The 18,642-nt window shown below is 73.1% G+C and carries 18 protein-coding genes; 8 read left to right on the top strand and 10 right to left on the bottom strand.

What is annotated here, in order from left to right; genetic code table 11:
• Positions 1-87: 87 nt before the first annotated feature.
• A complete protein-coding gene (locus FLP10_RS02785) occupies positions 88-1,563 on the top strand; it encodes a dihydrolipoyl dehydrogenase family protein (protein WP_149162050.1) in 1,476 nt (491 codons plus the stop codon).
• Positions 1,560-1,973 (top strand): Fe-S oxidoreductase, encoded by a 414-nt coding sequence (locus tag FLP10_RS02790; protein WP_149159480.1) that lies wholly within the window; start codon positions 1,560-1,562, stop codon positions 1,971-1,973. Before FLP10_RS02785 ends, FLP10_RS02790 begins: the two co-directional genes overlap by 4 nt.
• 22 nt (positions 1,974-1,995) lie before the next feature.
• Here the strand turns inward: FLP10_RS02790 and FLP10_RS02795 are convergent, their stop codons facing one another.
• The 10 genes from FLP10_RS02795 to FLP10_RS02840 all read right to left on the bottom strand — a co-directional run bounded on the left by FLP10_RS02795 (position 1,996) and on the right by FLP10_RS02840 (position 11,339).
• Positions 1,996-3,042 carry an ABC transporter substrate-binding protein gene (locus tag FLP10_RS02795; RefSeq protein ID WP_149159481.1) on the bottom strand — a complete coding sequence of 349 codons (1,047 nt, stop codon included), beginning with the start codon at positions 3,040-3,042 and terminating at the stop codon, positions 1,996-1,998.
• A 38-nt stretch (positions 3,043-3,080) separates the two neighbouring features.
• Positions 3,081-3,935: an ABC transporter ATP-binding protein gene (locus FLP10_RS02800; protein WP_149159482.1), complete on the bottom strand. Its 855-nt coding sequence runs from the start codon at positions 3,933-3,935 to the stop codon at positions 3,081-3,083.
• Complete coding sequence (locus FLP10_RS02805) at positions 3,932-4,969, bottom strand: FecCD family ABC transporter permease (protein ID WP_149159483.1); 1,038 nt, start codon at positions 4,967-4,969, stop codon at positions 3,932-3,934. Before FLP10_RS02805 ends, FLP10_RS02800 begins: the two co-directional genes overlap by 4 nt.
• Positions 4,969-6,045 carry a FecCD family ABC transporter permease gene (locus FLP10_RS02810; RefSeq protein WP_149159484.1) on the bottom strand — a complete coding sequence of 359 codons (1,077 nt, stop codon included), beginning with the start codon at positions 6,043-6,045 and terminating at the stop codon, positions 4,969-4,971. The genes FLP10_RS02805 and FLP10_RS02810 overlap by 1 nt, the downstream gene beginning before the upstream one ends.
• A 7-nt stretch (positions 6,046-6,052) precedes the next feature.
• Complete coding sequence (locus tag FLP10_RS02815; RefSeq protein WP_149159485.1) at positions 6,053-7,003, bottom strand: siderophore-interacting protein; 951 nt, start codon at positions 7,001-7,003, stop codon at positions 6,053-6,055.
• Between the two features lie 30 nt (positions 7,004-7,033).
• Entirely contained in the window at positions 7,034-8,482 is a 1,449-nt protein-coding gene (locus FLP10_RS02820) for an amidase (protein WP_149159486.1), read from the bottom strand.
• On the bottom strand, positions 8,479-9,057 hold the full coding sequence (locus FLP10_RS02825; protein ID WP_149159487.1) for a GNAT family N-acetyltransferase: 579 nt from the start codon (positions 9,055-9,057) through the stop codon (positions 8,479-8,481). The genes FLP10_RS02820 and FLP10_RS02825 overlap by 4 nt, the downstream gene beginning before the upstream one ends.
• A 72-nt stretch (positions 9,058-9,129) precedes the next feature.
• Positions 9,130-9,822, bottom strand: a complete 693-nt coding sequence (locus tag FLP10_RS02830) for a uracil-DNA glycosylase (RefSeq protein WP_210418465.1) — start codon at positions 9,820-9,822, stop codon at positions 9,130-9,132.
• 3 nt (positions 9,823-9,825) lie between these two features.
• Positions 9,826-10,554, bottom strand: coding sequence for a Type 1 glutamine amidotransferase-like domain-containing protein (locus FLP10_RS02835; RefSeq protein ID WP_149159488.1), 729 nt, complete (start codon positions 10,552-10,554; stop codon positions 9,826-9,828).
• A complete protein-coding gene (locus FLP10_RS02840; RefSeq protein ID WP_149159489.1) occupies positions 10,551-11,339 on the bottom strand; it encodes an SDR family NAD(P)-dependent oxidoreductase in 789 nt (262 codons plus the stop codon). Before FLP10_RS02840 ends, FLP10_RS02835 begins: the two co-directional genes overlap by 4 nt.
• A 63-nt stretch (positions 11,340-11,402) precedes the next feature.
• On the opposite strand from FLP10_RS02840, the gene FLP10_RS02845 reads away from it, so the two are divergent.
• The 6 genes from FLP10_RS02845 (at position 11,403) to FLP10_RS02870 (ending at position 18,559) form a co-directional block, all read left to right on the top strand.
• Complete coding sequence (locus FLP10_RS02845) at positions 11,403-12,506, top strand: acyltransferase family protein (protein WP_149159490.1); 1,104 nt, start codon at positions 11,403-11,405, stop codon at positions 12,504-12,506.
• A 157-nt stretch (positions 12,507-12,663) separates the two neighbouring features.
• On the top strand, positions 12,664-13,992 hold the full coding sequence (locus FLP10_RS02850) for a bifunctional o-acetylhomoserine/o-acetylserine sulfhydrylase (RefSeq protein ID WP_149159491.1): 1,329 nt from the start codon (positions 12,664-12,666) through the stop codon (positions 13,990-13,992).
• A 150-nt stretch (positions 13,993-14,142) separates the two neighbouring features.
• Positions 14,143-15,348: a homoserine O-acetyltransferase MetX gene (gene metX / locus FLP10_RS02855; RefSeq protein WP_149159492.1), complete on the top strand. Its 1,206-nt coding sequence runs from the start codon at positions 14,143-14,145 to the stop codon at positions 15,346-15,348.
• A gap of 1,070 nt (positions 15,349-16,418) precedes the next feature.
• Complete coding sequence (locus tag FLP10_RS17910; protein ID WP_425457640.1) at positions 16,419-16,655, top strand: ATP-binding protein; 237 nt, start codon at positions 16,419-16,421, stop codon at positions 16,653-16,655.
• Positions 16,652-17,911, top strand: coding sequence for a hypothetical protein (locus FLP10_RS02865; RefSeq protein WP_149159494.1), 1,260 nt, complete (start codon positions 16,652-16,654; stop codon positions 17,909-17,911). The genes FLP10_RS17910 and FLP10_RS02865 overlap by 4 nt, the downstream gene beginning before the upstream one ends.
• Positions 17,912-18,559 carry a response regulator transcription factor gene (locus FLP10_RS02870; protein WP_149159495.1) on the top strand — a complete coding sequence of 216 codons (648 nt, stop codon included), beginning with the start codon at positions 17,912-17,914 and terminating at the stop codon, positions 18,557-18,559.
• The last annotated feature ends 83 nt before the right edge of the window (positions 18,560-18,642 follow it).

The raw sequence follows: 18,642 nt of genomic DNA on the forward strand, positions 1-18,642 counted from the left end.
CCCGCAAGGCCTGTCCTCCGCGGGCTGCCGCTGCCTAGGCTGGCGACGGCGGCAGCGCGGGCGACCGTCGGGAAGGAACGAGTGATGATGCGCGAGGTCGATGTCGTGGTGATCGGCGCCGGGCCGGTCGGCGAGAACGTCGCCGACCGGGCGAAGGCCGGTGGGCTCGACGTGGTCATCGTCGAGCGCGAACTCGTCGGCGGCGAGTGCTCGTACTGGGCGTGCGTGCCGTCGAAGACCCTGCTGCGCAGTGCGGCTGCGCTGCGTGCGGCACAGCGGGTGCCGGGCGCCGCCGAGGCGGTGACGGGCCGCCTGGATGTCGCCGCGGTGTTCCGTCGGCGCAATGAGTGGGTGTCCGACTGGAGCGACGCGGGCGGCGAGGAGTGGTTGCGCGGCGCCGGTATCGGGCTCGAGCGCGGCCACGCGCGGCTCGCCGGACTGCGCAGGGTCGACGTCGAGCGCGCCGACGGCACGACGGTCGAGCTCGCCGCCCGGCACGCGGTCGTGATCGCGACCGGCACCGACGCCGCGATCCCCGACCTGCCCGGGCTCGCCGACGCCCGACCATGGACGAGCCGTGAGGCGACGAGCTCACCAGAGGCGCCGGGCCGGCTCGCCATCATCGGCGGCGGGGTCGTCGCTGTCGAGATGGCCACGGCATACGCCGGATTCGGCTCTGAGGTCACCGTGCTGGCCCGAAGCGGGCTGCTGGGTGGCATGGAACCGTTCGCCGGCGAGGCGGTCGCGGACGGGTTGCGCGAGCTCGGAGCATCCGTGCACATGGCGGCGCGACTCGCCTCGGTCTCACGCGACGACCGCGACCAGGTCGTGATCGAGGTCGAGGGCGGCGACCCGGTCGTGGCCGACGAGGTGCTCGTCGCGACGGGCCGGCGCCCGCGTACGGCCGATCTCGGCCTCGAGACGGTGGGGCTCGAGCCGGGCGACTGGCTCGACGTCGACGACACGCTGCTCGTCGCGGGTGCACCGGCGGGCGAGGCCGGGTGGCTGTACGCCGTCGGCGACGTGAACCACCGCGCCCTGCTCACCCACCAGGGCAAGTACCAGGGCCGGGCCGCCGGAGACGTCATCGCGGCGCGCGCGATCGGCGCACGCGTCGACGATGCGCCCTGGGGCGTGCACGTCGCCACCGCCGACCACGAGGCGGTGCCCCAGGTCGTGTTCGCCGAGCCCGAGTGCGCGTCGGTCGGCCTCACCGCCGAGGCCGCCGAACACGCCGGGCGCCGCGTCCGCGTCATCGACGTGCCGCTCGGCTCGGCGTCGGGCGCCGGCATCCACGGAGACGGCGCCGAAGGGCGGGCGCGGTTGGTCGTCGACCTCGACCGCGAGACCGTCATCGGCGCGACCTTCGTCGGACCCGACCTCGCCGAACTGCTGCACGCGGCGACGATCGCGATCGTCGGCGAGGTGCCGATCGGGCGCCTGTGGCACGCGGTGCCCGCGTTCCCGACCGTGAGCGAGATCTGGTTGCGGCTGCTCGAAGCACTCGGGCGGCCGACGGCCGACCGGGTGATACCGGCGGGCGACAGCGGGGCCGCCGCATGAGCCGCGTCGTCCGCCTGCAGCCCCTCGACTCGTGGTTCAGCCGGATCGGGTTCTGGTGGGCGACCCTCGTCGGGCTTGTGTGGGGCTTCGTGTGGAGTACGGGACGCATCGAGGTGCGCCAGGGGCTCATCGTCTTCACCGGGATGCCGAAGTGGACCTTCGGCCGGGGCGGCTCATGCGTGGGCGCGTGCTACCTGACCGACCGGAACGCGGGTGAGCGCGTGCTCGGCCACGAGGCGGTGCATAAGCGCCAGTGGCAGCGCTACGGCATGCTGTTCCCGCTGCTCTACCTCATGGCCGGCCGCGACCCGCTGCGCAACCGGTTCGAGATCGAGGCCGGCCTCGAGGCCGGCGGGTACGTGCGGGCGGACGGGAGCCCGAGGCATCCCGCCCGCCCGCGACGACGCTAGTTCTGTCGAAGGGTACGGCTGATCAGCCGGCGAGCACCGCGGCGATGTCTTCGACGAGCGTGGGCCACCCCGCCTGCCAGCCGAAGCTCAGCGCGGTCGGCGGCGAGACCGACGACACCGTGACCGGGTCGACGACCTGCACGACCTTGCCAGCGGCGACCGCGGGGATCGCCTGCAGCTCGGGCTTGGCGAGCGACGCGGCCGCGGCGTCCTCGCTGGCCGCGAAGAGGATGACGACGTCGGCGTCGAGCTGGTCGAGCTGCTCGTAGCTGAGGTCGTAGTAGAAGCCGCCGTCGCTCGAGTCGAGCGCGGCCACCGAGGGCGCGACCTCGAGACCGAGACCGGTGAGCACCGACACACGGGCGTCGGCCTCGGTGTAGATCGAGGCGACGCCGTCGCCGTCCCAGATGCTGACGAACGTCGCGCCCGCGAACTCGGAGTGTGCGGCCGCGTCGTCGGCGATGCCCTGCTCGATGCCGTCGAGCACCTCGTCGCCGGCGGCCGTACGGCCGAGCGCATTCGCGGTGATCGAGATGGTGTCCTGCCAGGTCGTCGTCCAGGGTGCCTCGGGGAACGCCACCACCGGGGCGATGTCGCTCAGCAGCTCGTACTGCTCTTCGGTCAGGCCCGAGTACGGCGCGACGATGAGGTCGGGATCGGCCGCCACGAACTCTTCGTACGGCAGGGTGGCGCCGCCATCGGCGTCGGTGAGCACGGCGGGCTTCGGGATGCCGGCCTCGTCGTACGCCTCTTCGACCCACGGCAACAGGTTGCCCTCGCCGACCGTCCAGCTCTGCTCGGCGACCGCGACCGGGTACACGCCGACCGAGATGGCGGCCTCGGTCGAGCCCCAGCCCCACGTGGCGACCCGCTCGGGCGCCTCGGTGATCTCGGTCTCGCCGAACGCGTGCTCGATCGTGATCGGGAACTCGTCGGTGGCCTCGGTGGTGGTGAAGCCGCCCGACTCGGCTGCGGCGTCGTCATCGGTGTCGGTTGCGGCACACGCGGTGAGCAGGGTCGCGACGGCCGCGAGGCCGGCGATGGCGGTCAGGGATCGGCGAAGACGCACGGATACTCCTAGATCGTGGAAGAAGGGATAAGGGGAGCCTAACCTAACCGGGCTGCCTCGCGCGCCGCGACGATCGGCCCGACCGGCACGACGAGCGGCGACCCGACCACCGGGTCGACGACCACGCGCGCCTCGAGTCCGAACGCGTCGGCCACGGTGCGATCGGTCACGACGTCGGACGGCGCGCCCTCGGCCACCACGCGGCCGCCGTGCATCACGATCATGCGGTCGGCGTAGCGGGCCGCGAGGTTCAACTCGTGCAGCACCATCACGACCGTGGTGCCGCGCTCGCGGTTGAGCGTGCGCAGCAGGTCGAGCAGTTCGATCTGATGCGTGAGATCCAGGTAGGTCGTGGGCTCGTCGAGCAGCACGATGTCGGTCTGCTGAGCGAGCACCATCGCGATCCAGACCCGCTGGCGCTGGCCGCCCGAGAGCTCCTCCAGCCGACGGTCGGCGAGGTCGGCGACCCCCGTCGCGGCCAGCGCCTCGGCGACGACGGCATCGTCATCGCTCGAGTGCCGACCGAACCAGCCCTGGTGCGGGAACCGGCCTCGGGCGACGAGCTCGGCGACCCGCACCCCGTCGGGCGCGATCGAGGTCTGCGGCAGCACGCCGACGAGACGTGCGAAGCGGCGCCGGCCCATCGACCGCGCGTCGACGCCGCCGACGGTGACCCGGCCCGCCTCGAGCGGGTGCAGCCCGGCGATGCCGCGCAGCAGGGTCGACTTGCCGCACGCGTTCGGCCCGACGATGACGGTGACCTGCCCGTCGGGGATCTCGAGGTCGAGTCCCTCGATCACGCGTCGCCCGTCGTAGCCGATCGAGACCGCGTGCGCGCGCAGGGTGCGGTCGCCGACGGGGCGGCTCGCTGTTGGCTCGGCGGTCGCACTCATGCGCGTCGCCTCCTCTCGGTGGTGGCCAGCAGCCACAGCAGGTAGGGGGCGCCGATCACGCCCGTGACGATGCCGACCGGTGCCACGAGGCCGGGCACCGCGTACTGCCCGAGCACATCGGCCGTGAGAGTGAGCGCGGCCCCCGTCGCGGCGGACGTCGCCAGTGCGGCACCGCCGCCCGTGAGCGCACGGGCGATCGCGGGGGCGACCAGGGCGACGAACGCGATCGGGCCGGCGGCGGCCGTGGCGAGCGCGACGAGCGCGACCGCGACGAGCAGCAGCGCCATGCGGGTGCGGTCGGCGGCCACCCCGAGGCCGCGCGCATGGTCGTCGCCGAGGGCGAGCACACCGACCCGGCGTGCGAGCGACGCCACCACGAGGCATCCGACCGCGACCGCGACCGCGAGCCAGGCAAGCTCGTCGCCGCGCACGTCGGCGACGCTGCCGACCGTCCACGCGAGCGCGGACTGCGCCTGGCGCACCTCGGCGCGGGTGAGCAGCCACGCGGTGATCGACCCGGTGAGGTACGCGAAGCCCACGCCCACGAGTACGAACCGGATGCCGTGCAGACCCTGCCGCCACGCGAGCGCCCAGATCGCGACTGCGACCGCGAGCGCCGCGAGGAACGCGATGCCCGACACGGCGACGCCGCCGAGCCCGAGGATGAGCAGCGCCCAGACGGCGCCGAGGCTCGCGCCGCCCGAGATGCCGAGGATGTCGGGGCTCGCGAGCGGGTTGCGCAGCACCGCCTGGAACACGGCGCCGGCGAGCGCGAAGGCGACGCCGCACACGATCGCCGCGAGGATACGCGGCACGCGCAGGCGCATCACGACGAAGCGATCGCCGTCGTCGCCGAGACCCACGAGCGCCAGGAACACCCGGCCGGCCGAGATATCGGCGGCGCCCAGCACGAGGGCGATCGCACCGACCGCGAGCACGACCGCGAGACATCCGGCCAGCACCCACGCGAGCCGACGCCGGCGCGCGTGGCGCACGGCGACGATGGTCGCGAGGGTTGCTGCCGGCGCGGTCATCACACTCCCACCACGCTGCGGCTGCGCGCGACCGCGATGAGCACGGGCGCACCGATCACGGCGGCCACGACACCGGCCTCGAGTTCGCCCGGCGCGCCGACGAGCCGGCCGATGACGTCGGCGATGAGCAGCATGGCCGGCCCGAGCACGATCGAGCACGCGATCACCCACCGCGCATCCGAGCCGACGAGCCGCCGGGCGGCGTGCGGCACCACGAGCCCGACCAGCGCGATCGGGCCGGCGAGCGCGGCGCCCGTGCCCGCCAGGAGCACGATCGCGACCGCCGCGAGCGCGCGCGTGGTGCCGACCCGCTGCCCGAGTCCGCGCGCGACGTCGTCGCCGAGGGCGAGTCCGTTGATGCGGTGCGCCAGCGCGATCGCGAGCACCGCGCCGACCGCCACGAACGGCCACAGCACCGCGGCCGTCGACAGGTCGCGCCCGGTGAGCGACCCGACCACCCAGAACCGATACTGGTCGAAGGTCTCGATGTCTCCCAGCAGCACCAGCGTCGTCAGCGGCGTGATGAGGGCCGTCATCGCCGCACCGACGAGCGCGAGCCGATCGGGTCGGGCGGCGCCGATCGCGAAAACCGCGGCGGCTGCCGCGGCCGCGCCCGCGAAGGCGAACCAGACGTAGGCCGCCGGCTCGGTGAGCCCCAACAGCTGGATCGCGAGCACGACGGCGAGCGCCGCACCCGAGTTGATGCCGAGCAGGCCGGGATCGGCGATGGGGTTGCGGGTAACGCCCTGGATGAGCGCGCCGGCCAGGGCGAATGCGACGCCGGCGAGCAGGCCGATGACGGTGCGAGGCACCCGCAGTTCGAGCACGATCTGGTGTGCGCGATCGCCGTCGACCGGGGCGACCAGCGCCTGCCAGACCGCGCCCGGATCGATCGCACGCACCCCGAACGCGAGACTCGCCCAGACGGTCGCTGCGAGCACGACGAGCGAGAGCGCCATCGCGAGCAGGCGACGGGCACGGCGCGGGGTGCGCCGCGGGGTGCGCCGTCGGGTGCGGTTGAGCCCCGGCGCGCCGGCGGCGCCCGGCGCGGTCACGGGATCGAGGGTGCGGGACATCCGGTGGTCAGTCGAGCTCGGCGCGACCGAGTCGCCAGTAGCCCATGAACGCGACCCGCCGACGGTCGAGGCCCGCCTCGGACACCAGGTACCGGCGGATCGACTTCACGACGGATGCCTCGCCCGCGACCCAGGCGTAGACGCCGCCGTCGAGGCTGCGCCCCTCGGGCACGTCCCACAGCAGGTCGGCGTCGGGGTCGTCTGCGCCGTCTTCGGCATCGAGGTCAACGGTCTCGCCGGGCGCGATCATCAGCCGGGCGACGCCGTCGCGCACCGCGGGAACGAGCCGGTCGCCGTGCGTCGCGCGCTCGCCGCGGGGCAGCCAGCGCACCGACACGCCCGCGGGTGCGTCGACGTCGAGCACGTCGCCCGCGGTCGGCACCTCGATGAAGGCGCAGCCGGTCGCGGTGCGCGGCAGGGCGCCGAGGATCGAGCAGATCGCGGGTGCGGCGGTCTCGTCGCCCGCCAGCAGCACGGTGTCGACCTCGCCGGGGCGCCAGTCGATGCCGAGTTCGCGGCCGGTCGAACGCTCGTCGGGACCGATGAGCACCGCTTCGTCGCCGGCGTGCGCCCGTGCGACCCAGCGCGACGCCGGGCCGGTTTCGCCGTGCAGCACGAAGTCGATGTCGACCTCGCGGTCAGCGGGGCGCACCGCGCGCACCGTGTAGGTGCGGAAGGTGTTGCGCCGCGCCTCGGGCAGTTCGCGCCAGCGCGTGTACCAGTCGTCGTCGGTCGGGAACGAGGCGAAGCCGTCGCCGGTCGCGACCAGGTCGTCGGGCAGCGGCAGCACCACCTTCACCCGCTGGTCGAGACCGGCGGTGCCGAACAGGCCGAGGTCGTCGCCCGTGAACGTGACGCGCACGAAACTGGGCGCGATCCGTTCGACGCGGCGCACCGCGACGCGGAACGACCGATAGGCGGGACGAACCTCGGTGCCGATGGCGAGTGAGGTGAGCATTACCTAAGTCTCGCATATCGCCGACGGGCGTCACCACACCGGCGGACGCCTTCCGACCAGGCGCGCCGAGCGCTCGAGCTGCGCCGCGAGCGCGAACAGCGTCGCCTCGCCGCCCGGCCGCCCGATGAGCTGCACCGACATCGGGAACCCCGCGGCGGTCGCCTGGACGGGCAACGAGATCGCCGGCAGCCCGGCCACGTTCACGAACGAGGTGAACGGCGTGAACCGCACCTGCTGCGCGAAGTTCCGCTCGCCGTCATCGGCGTCGTACCAGCCGACGGGCCGCGGCGTGAGTGCGAGCGCGGGCGTGAGCACCGCGTCGTAGGGCGCGAAGCGGCGGATGACCCGACGCTCGAACTCCGCGAGCCACGCGAGCGCATCGGCGAGATCGCGGGCGCCGAGCGCCCGACCCCGATCGACGAGCCAGGCCGTGAGGGGCTCGAGCCGGTCGAGCTGTTCCCCCTCGACGGGGATGGTCGCCGCCGACGCCTGCCAGATCGCGCGGAACGCCGGCGGGTAGCCCGGTTCGGGCGACGCCGGAAGCTCCTCGACGCCGTGGCCCAGCCGGTCGAGCACGGCGACCGCGTGGGCCAGTGCGTCGCGCGCCTCGGGAGCGATCTCGATGTCGTATGCGTCGTCCCACGGCGAGTCGGTCACGACGCCGACCTGGAACCGCCCTTCGCCGCGCAGCGCCTCGCCGAGGTAGGGCCCGTCGCTGCCGGGCGCCCGCACCGCGAACGCGTGCTCGGCGGGGTAGCCGGAAGGCGCGATGATTCCGTCGAGCAGCAGCGCGGCGTCGGCTACGGTGCGGGCGAGCGGGCCCACGACCCCGAGACCCGCGAGCCCTGCGAGACCCGAGCCCGACGGCACCCGGCCGCGCGACGGCTTCACGCCCACCAGCCCGCAGGAGGCCGCCGGGATGCGCACCGACCCGCCGCCGTCGGAGCCGATCGCGAACGGCAGCAGGCCCGCCGCGACAGCGGCGGCAGCTCCCCCGCTCGAACCGCCCGCACCGAGCCGCGCGTCCCACGGCGAGCGCGCGGCCGGTGCGCCGATCGGCTCGGTGTACGACGGCAGGCCGAACTCGGGCGTGGCCGTCTTGCCGAGGCTCACCGCGCCGGCGCGGTCGACATCGAGCACGAGCTCGTCGGACTCGTCGGGCACGTGATCGGCGAACGCGCGCGAGCCGAACCGGGTCGGCACGCCCGCACGCGGGTGCAGGTCCTTGTCGGCGAGCGGCATGCCCCAGAGCGGCGCGGCCTTCGGCACCTCGCGTTCGACGAACGCGGCGCGCTCGAGGGCGCGGTCGGGCGTGACCTCGGCGAACGCGCCGACCTCGGCGCCCAGTCGCTCGATGCGTTCGAGGAACCACTCGGCGACCTCGGTCGGTGAGAGCCTGTCCCGCTGCAGCGCGGTGTGCAGGTCGAGCGCGGTCAACTCGTGCGGGTTCGTCGCCGCGGCCCGCGACGCATCGCTCACTTCAGCGACCGCTGCATGAGCACGGTGCCGAGCCACCGGTCGAACTTGAAGCCGACCTTGCCCATGCGCCCGATCTCGGTGAACCCGAACTTCTCGTGCAGCGCGATCGACCCCTCTGCGCCCTGGTCGGCGATGACGGCGATCATCTCCTTCAGCCCGGCGGCCTTCGACCGGGCGATGAGCTCGGCGAGCAGCGCCTTCCCGAGCCCCTTGCCCGAGGCCGCCGGGCCGAGATAGATCGAGTTCTCGACGGTGAACCGGTAGGCGCGCTTCTGCCGCCATGGCGAGACGAGCGCGTACCCGAGCAGCTGGCCCGTGGGCGACTCGGCGACGAGGAACGGCATGCCGAGTTTGTGCAGGTACGCGAACTTCTGCTTCCACTCGCGCAGGCTCATCGTGTCTTCGTCGAAGGTGACGGTGGAGTTGGCGACGTAGTAGTTGTAGATCTCGCGCACGCTCGGCAGGTCGGCGGCGACGGCGTCGCGGATCGCGAACTCGAACGGCCGTTCGGCGGGCGCGGGCGCGCGCAGGTGGGGTGGCAGCACGCGGCGCTGCTGGTATTCCTCCTCGAGCATGGCGCCCACCCTACTCCGGGCGAACGGGCCGGCAAGCGGTTGCGCAGACGAGGGCGATCGGATGCTCCGGGGTCATGGTTCGAGGCTCCAGTCGACGGGTCGCCCGCCGCGCTGGGCGAGCAGCGTGTTGGCGCGGCTGAACGGTCGGGATCCGAAGAAGCCGCGCGAGGCCGACAGCGGGCTGGGGTGCACCGACTCGATCGCCGGCGTGCCGTCGAGCAGCGGCTTCAGCGACTGCGCGTCGCGCCCCCACAGGATCGCGACCATCGGCGTGCCTCGGGCCACGAGGGCGCGGATGGCGTGGTCGGTGACGGCCTCCCATCCGGCGCCGCGGTGCGAGGCGGGCGCACCCGGTCGCACGGTGAGCACGCGGTTCAGCAGCATGACGCCGTTGCGCGTCCACGCCGAGAGGTCGCCGTGCGCGGGCGGGTGCACGCCGAGGTCGTCGGCGAGTTCGCGGTAGATGTTCTGCAGGCTTCGCGGGATCGGTCGCACGTGCTGCTCGACCGCGAAGGACAGGCCGATCGGATGCCCCGGGGTGGGGTACGGGTCCTGGCCGACGATGAGCACCCGCACGTCGGAGAACGGGGCCGCGAACGCACGCAGCACGTGGTCGCCCGCGGGCAGGTAGCCACGGCCGGCGGCCGTCTCGGCGCGCAGGAAGTCGCCCATCCGGGCGATGTCGCCCGCGACGGGGGCGAGGGCGTCGGCCCAACCGGGATCCATGAGCCCGGCCTCGGCGAGCTCGGGCAGCGTCTTCGGCACGCCTCAGGCTCCCATCGTCGCGACGACCACGCCCTGCTCGCCGGGCAGCACCCGCCAGACGCTCCCGGTCCCGACGACCCGCAGCCCGCCGTCGCCGACGACGAGCGCGGTGTCCTCGTCGATGCCGAGCCCGCCCTCGACGAGGCCGGCCTCGACCGCGGCGACGAGTCGCGACAGCGCGCCCCACTGGGCGACGTGCACCTCGATGGCCACGTCGACCAAGCCGATGCCGGGAGCGATCGTCACCTCGTCGAGTTCCTGATCGCCCGGCTCGGGCGAGACGACGACCCCGCCGATCCGGCGCCCGCCGATGATCGCACGCTCGGCGGCGATCATCGCGCCCGCCGAGAAGCCGAGATACGGTACGCCGGCGGCGACCTGCCGGCGCAGCTCGCCGAAGACCGGCTCGACCGCCGCACGGTAGCTCGGCGCATGCCCGCCGCCGATCACGACACCGTCGACCTCAGCGAGCGCGGCGGGCGGCACGGTCTCGCCATCGCCGATGATCACGGACGTTCGCACCTCGACCGGCCCGGCCGCGTCGAGCAGGGCGACGATCTTCGCCGCCTGCGCGGCCGGGTCGCCGCTGCGCGCGGTGATCACCGCGATCCGCGGCACCTCGCGCCCGGCCCGGGCGGCGTGCGCCGCCGCCTCGTCGCGGAACCCCGCCCAGATCGGCGCCGTCGCATCCGTCGGTTCGAACGTCCCGCCGCCGACCAGATGCACGCTCATGCCCGGCCCGCCGATCGCACGGTGAGCGGGCCCTTGGCCACCAGGTGCGGCGCCGACTGCGCGACCGGCTTCACGACGATGAGGTCGAGGTCGACGTGCCGGGGCTTCGTCGCAGCATCCACGATGATCTCGGCGATGTCCTCGGCCACCAGCGGCTCGGGCACGCCGTCGTAGACGGCGTCGGCGCGGGCCCGGTCGCCGCCGAACCGCACGAGCGCGAACTCGTCGGTCTTGACCATGCCCGGCGCGACCTCGATGACCCGGATCGGCTCGCCGTTCAGCTCGAGCCGCAGCACCGCGGTCAGCGCGTGCTCGGCGAACTTCGCCGCGTTGTACCCGCCGCCGCCGACGTAGGCGACGTGCCCCGCGATCGAGGTCAGGTTCACGATGTCGGCGACGCCGCGCTCGATCGCGCCCTCGCGCAGCAGCGGCAGCAGCGCGGCGATGACTCGCTTGGTGCCGAGCACGTTCACCTCGAACATCCAACGCCAGTCCTCGGGGTCGGATGCCTCGACGCTGTCGAGTCCCTTCGCCCCGCCCGCGTTGTTCACCAGCGCGTGGATCGGGCCGAGCTCCCGCACGCGGTCGCGCAGGGCGTCGACGTCGGCCTGGTCGGTGACATCGGCGACCAGGACGGATGCCCCGGTCTCGTCTGCGAGCGCCCGCAGGCGCTCCTCGCGGCGGGCGACCGCCACGACCTCCCAGCCGGCGCCGCGGAAGGCGCGCACCGTGGCGGCCCCGATCCCAGAACTGGCTCCCGTCACCACGGCTCGCAACTGCGTCATGCGCCCATTCTGCCGCGCACGGGTGGGATCGCGCGTACCGGCCGGTCAGGGAAGAATGGTCGGATGCACCATCCCGCGCCGACCGCACGACCGATGCCGAAGCGGCGCGTCCCCCTCTGGGACAACGCGCGCTGGATCGCGATCACGCTCGTGGTCATCGGGCACGGCATCCTGCCCCTCATCGGCGAAGACGACGCGGCGTACAGCGCGTACCTGTTCATCTACTCGTTCCACGTCGCGGTGTTCGTCACCGTGTCGGGCTACTTCGCGAAGTCGGGGCCGCCGACGGCTCGGGCGCTGAAGCAGGTCCTCACCGAGATCGTGTTCCCGTACCTGATCTTCGAGACGATCTGGACGGTGATCCGGTGGGTGCTCGGCGGCGAGTTCGCGCTCGACTTCACCACGGCGTCGTGGACACTGTGGTTCCTCATCGCGCTCGCGATCTGGCGCATCGTGCTGCCGTACCTGGTGCTGCTGCGCTGGCCGCTGCCGATCGCGATCCTCATCTCGATCGGCGCCGGCTACACCGAGACGATCGACTCGACCCTCGCGCTCAGCCGCACGTTCGGCATGCTGCCGTTCTTCGTGTTCGGGTGGCAGCTGCGGCAGTGGCGCATCACCGGGCGCTGGCTGGCGCTGTCGACCGCGGCGGCCTGGCGGTGGCGTGCCGGGGCGATCGCGTTATTCGCGGTGCTGCTGGCGGTCATGCCCGCCGCGATCGAGACCTGGCGCGACCTGAAGCTGCGCCGGTTCATGCTCTACGACGAATCGTATGTCGCGATCGGCTACGAGGAGCCGTGGTCGGGACTGATCCGGCTGGGGCTGCTGCTGCTCGCCATGGTGCTCGCGGTGGCCTTCCTCGTCCTCATGCCGCGCGGCCATCACTGGTTCACCGCGTTCGGCGGAGCCACCATGTACATCTACCTGCTGCACAGCTTCGTCCTCTATCCCCTCCGCGAGACCGACCTGCTCTCCGGCCCCCAGCCGTGGTGGGTGCTGCCGACCATGATCGTGTTCTGCATCGGCGTTTCGGTCGTGCTGTCGCTGAGGCCGGTGCGGCGGGTGTTCCGGCCCCTCGTGCAGCCCCGCGCACGGTGGCTGTTCCGCCCCACCCCGGCCACCCCGACCGGCACCATCGTGCTGCCCACCGACGACCGGCCGCACTGAGCGGCGGCGGGTCGCGGCATCCGCCCGGTCTGCGAACCGTTCCGCCCCGTGACCGGCGGTTACGCCCCGTGACCGGCCTCGTTGCCGGGCATCCGAGCCCCTCCTAGCGTGGTCGGATCACGGCGCTGTCGCGCGCCGCACGAAGGAGACCACACCCATGAGCAGCAACCCCGCCGACTGGCAGTTCGAGACGAAGCAGGTGCACTCGGGCGCCGCCCCCGACCCGGTCACCAAGGCCCGTGCCACGCCGATCTACCAGACCACGTCGTACGTGTTCGACAACGCCGAGCACGCGCAGAACCTGTTCGCGCTCGCCGAGTTCGGCAACATCTACACCCGCATCCAGAACCCGACCCAGGCGGTCGTCGAAGAGCGCATCGCCGCGCTCGAGGGCGGCTCGGGCGCGCTGCTGCTGGCGTCGGGACAGGCCGCGTCGACCTTCGCGGTGCTGAACATCGCACAGGCCGGCGACCACATCGTCTCGTCGTCGTCGATCTACGGCGGCACGTACAACCTGTTCAAGTACACGCTCGCCAAGCTCGGCATCGAGACGACGTTCGTCGAGAACCAGGACGACGCCGACGAGTGGCGCCGCGCGGTGCGTCCGAACACGAAGCTCTTCTTCGCCGAGACCATCGGCAACCCCAAGATCAACGTGCTCGACATCCGCGGCGTCGCCGACATCGCGCACGAGGCCGGCATCCCGCTCATCGTCGACAACACGATCGCCACGCCGTACCTGATCCGTCCATTCGAGCACGGCGCCGACATCGTCGTGCACTCGGCGACGAAGTTCCTCGGCGGCCACGGCACCACCATCGGCGGCGTCATCGTCGACGGCGGCACGTTCGAGTGGTCGAAGAACGTCGAGAAGTTCCCGGGCCTGACCGAGCCCGACCCGTCGTATCACGGCGCGAGCTACACCACCGCGGTCGGCGACGGGCTCGCCTACATCATCAAGGCGCGCGTGCAGCTGCTGCGCGACCTCGGCTCGGCGATCTCGCCGAACAGTGCGTGGCTGCTCATCCAGGGCATCGAGACGCTGTCGCTGCGGGTCGAGCGCCATGTGCAGAACGCGCAGGAGATCGCCGAGTGGCTCGACACCCACCCCGACGTGGCGAGCGTCAACTACTCGGGCCTTCCGTCGAGCCCGTGGTACGCGGCCGCCAATCGCTACGCGCCGAAGGGCGTCGGCGCGGTGCTCTCGTTCGAGCTGAAGGGCGGCGTCGACGCCGGCCGCACGCTCGTCGATCGTCTCGAGCTGTTCAGCCACCTGGCGAACATCGGCGACGTGCGGTCGCTCGTGATCCACCCGGCGTCGACGACGCACTCGCAGCTCACGCCCGAGCAGCAGCTCACCACCGGCGTGACGCCGGGCCTCGTGCGCCTGTCGGTGGGTATCGAGAACGTCGACGACCTGAAGGCCGACCTCGAGCAGGCGTTCGCTGCCGCGCGCGCGGCGACCGAGGCTGCGCGGGTGGCGTAACCGAACGAACGCGACGGATGCCGCGGGCACATGCCCGCGGCATCCGTCATGTCCGCCCGCCCCGCCCCTGGCCGGGTGGGGCCGGGCCGAGCGGCCGGGGCGCACGTAACAATGCCCCGCCGACCGTCGGGCTCCGAGAGAATCGAAGGCATGGACTGGCAGTCGACCGCCGAGACCGCCCCGGCGCGGGTCATCCCCGATTTCCCGGCGTCGCCGCAACCGGGCCGGGCGCCGGCGACGGGCGCGTGGCGGGTCGGCGACCACCCCGGCGACCGCCGGTTCGTGCGCATCGGCGATGTCGCGCTCGAGTCCGGCGGGCTGGTTCCCGACGTCGTGATCGCCTACGAGACGTGGGGCGAGCTCTCCCCCGCGGGCGACAACGCGGTGCTCGTGCTGCACGCGCTCACGGGCGACAGCCACGTGCTCGGCCCGGCCGGGCCGGGGCACGCGAGCGCGGGCTGGTGGCCCGGCGTGGTCGGTCCGGGGCTGGCGATCGACACCGACCGCTGGTTCGTCGTCGCCCCGAACGTGCTCGGCGGCTGCCAGGGCTCGACCGGTCCGGCATCGCTGGCCGCCGACGGTCTCGAGTGGGGCTCGCGGTTCCCGTTCCTCACCATTCGCGACCAGGTCGCCGCGCAGCTCGCGTTCGCGAGTGCGATCGGCATCGACCGGTTCGCCGCGGTGGTCGGCGGGTCGATGGGCGCGATGCACGTGCTCGAGTGGGCGATCATGGCGCCCGAGCGGGTCGACCGCATCGCGGTGCTCGCCGCACCCGCCGCCGCCACCGCCGACCAGATCGCACTCAACTCGGTGCAGCTCGAGGCGATCCGCGCCGACCCGGCCTTCGCGGGCGGCGACTACTACGACCTCCCCGACGGCGACGGGCCGACCCGCGGCCTCGCGCTCGCGCGCCGCATGGCGATGCTGAACTACCGTTCGGCGGCCGAGCTGAACGCCCGGTTCGAGCGCTCATGGCAGTCGGGCCTCGACCCGCTCGGCGGCGGCGGCCGGTTCGCGGTCGAGAGCTACCTCGACTTCCACGGCAACCGGTTCACGCGACGGTTCGACGCCAACAGCTATCTCGTGCTCACCGAGTCGATGAACTCGCACGACGTCGGCCGGGGCCGCGGCGGCGTGGCGTCCGCGCTCGCCGGCATCCGCGCGAAGACCCTCGTCGTCGGCATCGACAGCGACCGCTACTTCGGCCTCGACGGCCAGCGCGAGATCGCCGCGCACGTGCCGACCCTCGTGCACGGTCCCGGCCCCCTGCTGCTCTCCAGCGAGTACGGCCACGACGCGTTCCTCATCGAGGACGCGTTCATCGGCGATGCGATCGCCGGCCTGCTGGCCGCCTGAGCCGCCCGACCACCCGTTCGACGCCGCCCCCGGCTGCACCCCCAGCTCGGGGGGTCGAGACGCCTTCGCCACGAATCGGCGCCTCACGACACGGTACGCTTCCTGCCAGGGGCCGCCCCGGTCGTTCGATCGGGCCGACCCGGAGGAAGATGAAGCGGATCCAGAAGGAACGCGACCGCCTGCTGAGGCGCGTCGCGCGCGTCGCCGGCATCACCGGAGCAGCCGGCGCCCTCGCCGGCCTCATCGTGCCCGGAACGGCGCCGGTAGCCGCGCAGGCCGTCGGCGCCGTGCTCCTCATCGCACTGTGCGCCCTGCTCGTGTTCGCCACGCGCCGCGGCGGGCTGGTCCCGCTGCTCGGCGTAGTCGCGCTCGCACTGGCGGTCGTCGTGGTGATCGCGCCCGAGCAGACCGCCGACCCCGTCGCTTCCACCGTCGCCGCCGCCGTGGGGGCCGTCGCCGCGGCCTCGGCCGCGATCATGCTCATCGTCCGCCCGCGAGGCGGCTGGATCGTCGTGGGCACCCTCGCGGTCGTCCTCGCCGTGTACGCCGGCCTCGCGCTCGTCGGGCGGCCCACTGGTGCCGCGGTGCTCGCGGTCGCGGTCGGATGGCTCGCCGCCGCATCGCTCGGTCGCTGGCTCGACCTCGCCATCGCGCGCACCGGCGAGCGCATCGAAGAGGTCGGCCGCGCCCACCAGGCCGAGCGGATGGCGAGCGAGCTCGCCGCACAGCGGCGCCAGGACGCGCGGGTGCTGCACGACACGGTGCTCGCGACCCTGAGCTTGCTGGCGCATTCAGGGGTGGGCGTGGGCACGGCCGCACTGCGCCAGCAGGCCAGCGACGACGCCCGGCTGCTTCGGATGCTTCGGCTCGGCGCTCCCCTCGACGGGGGTACGTCCACGATCTTCTCCCCCGACGCCGAGGTCGGCAGCCTGAGCACGACGTTCGAGTCCGTGCGGCAGCGGTTCTCGCGGATGGGTCTCGATGTCAGCTGGCACGGCACCGGCCAGCTCGCGCTGCCCCGCGACACGCTCGATGCGCTCGTCGGCGCGCTCGGCGAATGCCTCGAGAACGTGCGACGGCACTCGGGCGTCGCCGAGGCCGACGTCACCGTGACCGACGACGACCGCACGGTGCGCGCCATGGTCACCGATTCGGGCGCCGGTTTCGAGCCGGGCGAGGTCGACCGAGCGCGGCTCGGGTTCGCCGAGTCCGTCGTAGGCCGCCTCGACGCGGTCGGCGGGCGCGCCCGCGTGTTCTCATCGCCGGGCGCCGGCACCACCGTGATGCTCGAGGTGCCGAAGCCGTGACCGCCGCATTCGACGAGACCGCCGCCCGCCCCGGACGCGAGCGCGGGTTCCGACGCCCCGCCCGGTCGGCCGAGGCGGCCGGCAACGTGCACGCGGGCCACGGCGGCCGACGCCTGGCCACCGGCATCGCGGTCGCGGCGGGGTTCCTCGTGATCGGGCACCTGGTGCACGCCGTGATGCAGGCACCGGTGTTCCCCCCGGGCGCGGGGCCGTGGCCGGCGTGGATTCTGCTCGCGACGCTCGGGATCGCGGCGACCATCGCCGTCATCGCGTGCGGCTTCACCGTGCCGACGTGGCTGCTGGCGGGTGCGCTCGTCGGCCTCGCGGCGGTCGTCGCACTCGATGTGTCGGCGACGACGGGGCTGCTGCATCTCGGCATCACGCCCACGGCCGGCGCCGCTGCCGCCGTGGCGCTGCTGCCGGTCGCCGCCATGCGGCTCACCCGCGTACCGCTCATCGCCGCCTGCGCGGCGGCGGCGGTGCTCGTCGCTGAGGCGGTGTGGCAGCCCGAGGCGGGGCGAGCGATCGCACTCGGGCTCGCGGTGGCGGCATCGGCGGCGCTGCCCATGGTGCTCGGCGTCATCGCGATCGACGGATTCCGCCGCCTCGTGCGCCGTGAGGTCGACCTGAGCCTCGTGCAGAGTACGGTCGCCACGCCGCGCTCGGCGGTGGGCATGCGCGCGTCGGAGGAGCTCGTGAACCTCGACCGCGACGCCGAGGACCTCCTCGAGGACGTCGGGTCGGGCCGGGTCGCCATCCCGTTGCCGCCCGAGGCATCCGAACTCGCGGGCGCCCTTGCCGCCCGCCTGCGTGTGCGCCTCATCGAGGGCCGCACCGACACCTGGCTGCGCCACGCGGTGACCGAGTCGGCGTATCTCAGCGGGCACGTGACGGTTGACGATCCGACCGGCCTGGCCGCTCAGCTCACGCCGGCCCAGCGTGAGGGGCTGCTGCTCGTGCTGTGGATGCTGGTCGGTTCCCGGCCGCGACGCGCCACGGCCCGTGCGCTCGTCCGGATCAGCGCCGACGACGACGATGACGAGCTGCGCCCCGAGCAGCTCAGGGTCGCCGTCTCGGTTTCCGACGTCCAACCGCGTCATCTCGACCCCGCGATCTGGGACGCGGTGGGTACGGTGGGAGCACATCGCACCTTCGCCACCGCCGACGGATTCGGCATCGAGATCGACGGACGTCTCGAACCGCACCACCGCGCACCGACCGCGCCCAGTCCGGGCGCCCGACACCGAGGAGCCTAGATGCCCTCCCCTGCTCCCATCCGTCTCGCGATCGTCGACGATCACCGCATGCTCCTCGGTGCGCTGAGCGAGTGGCTGCGCACCGCGGCCACCGACATCACCGTCGCCGCCGCGGTGCCGTCGTGGTCCGAGCTGCTGGCCAGTCCTGAGTTCCCGGTGGACGTGGTGCTGCTCGACCTCGACCTGAAAGACAACATCCCGGTGCAGATCAAGCTCCCGACGCTGAAGGCGGCGGGCGCGCAGACGCTGCTCATCAGCACCTACTCCGAGCCCGAGCAGGTGCGCGGCGCGCTCGCGGCCGGTGCGCTCGGCTACCTGCCGAAGTCCGAGCCGGTCGAGACGATCGTCGAGGCCATCCGTGCCGCGCACGCGGGCGACCTGTTCCTCACCCCCGAGGTCGAGGCGACGCTCTCCGATGGTGCGCAGTCGCCGAAGCTGTCGGCGCAGGAGCGCCGCGTGATGGCCCTCTACGGCGCAGGCCAGCCGGTGAAGGCGGTCGCCTTCCAACTCGGCATCTCAGAGGAGACGGCCAAGAGCTACCTCAAGCGCATCCGCGAGAAGTACCGCGTCGCGGGTTACGACGTCGGTACGAAGGTCGCCCTGCGCAAGCGCGCGATCGCCGACGGCATTCTGCTGCAGACCGACTGACGCGCTCCGGCACGGCACGGCACGGCACGACCGGCGCGCCGCGCTTGGCGCGATCACCACCGGATGCCTCGCCGGCGAGGCAT

Origin of the sequence: Agromyces intestinalis, assembly GCF_008365295.1 — a bacterium.
GTDB lineage: Bacteria > Actinomycetota > Actinomycetes > Actinomycetales > Microbacteriaceae > Agromyces > Agromyces intestinalis.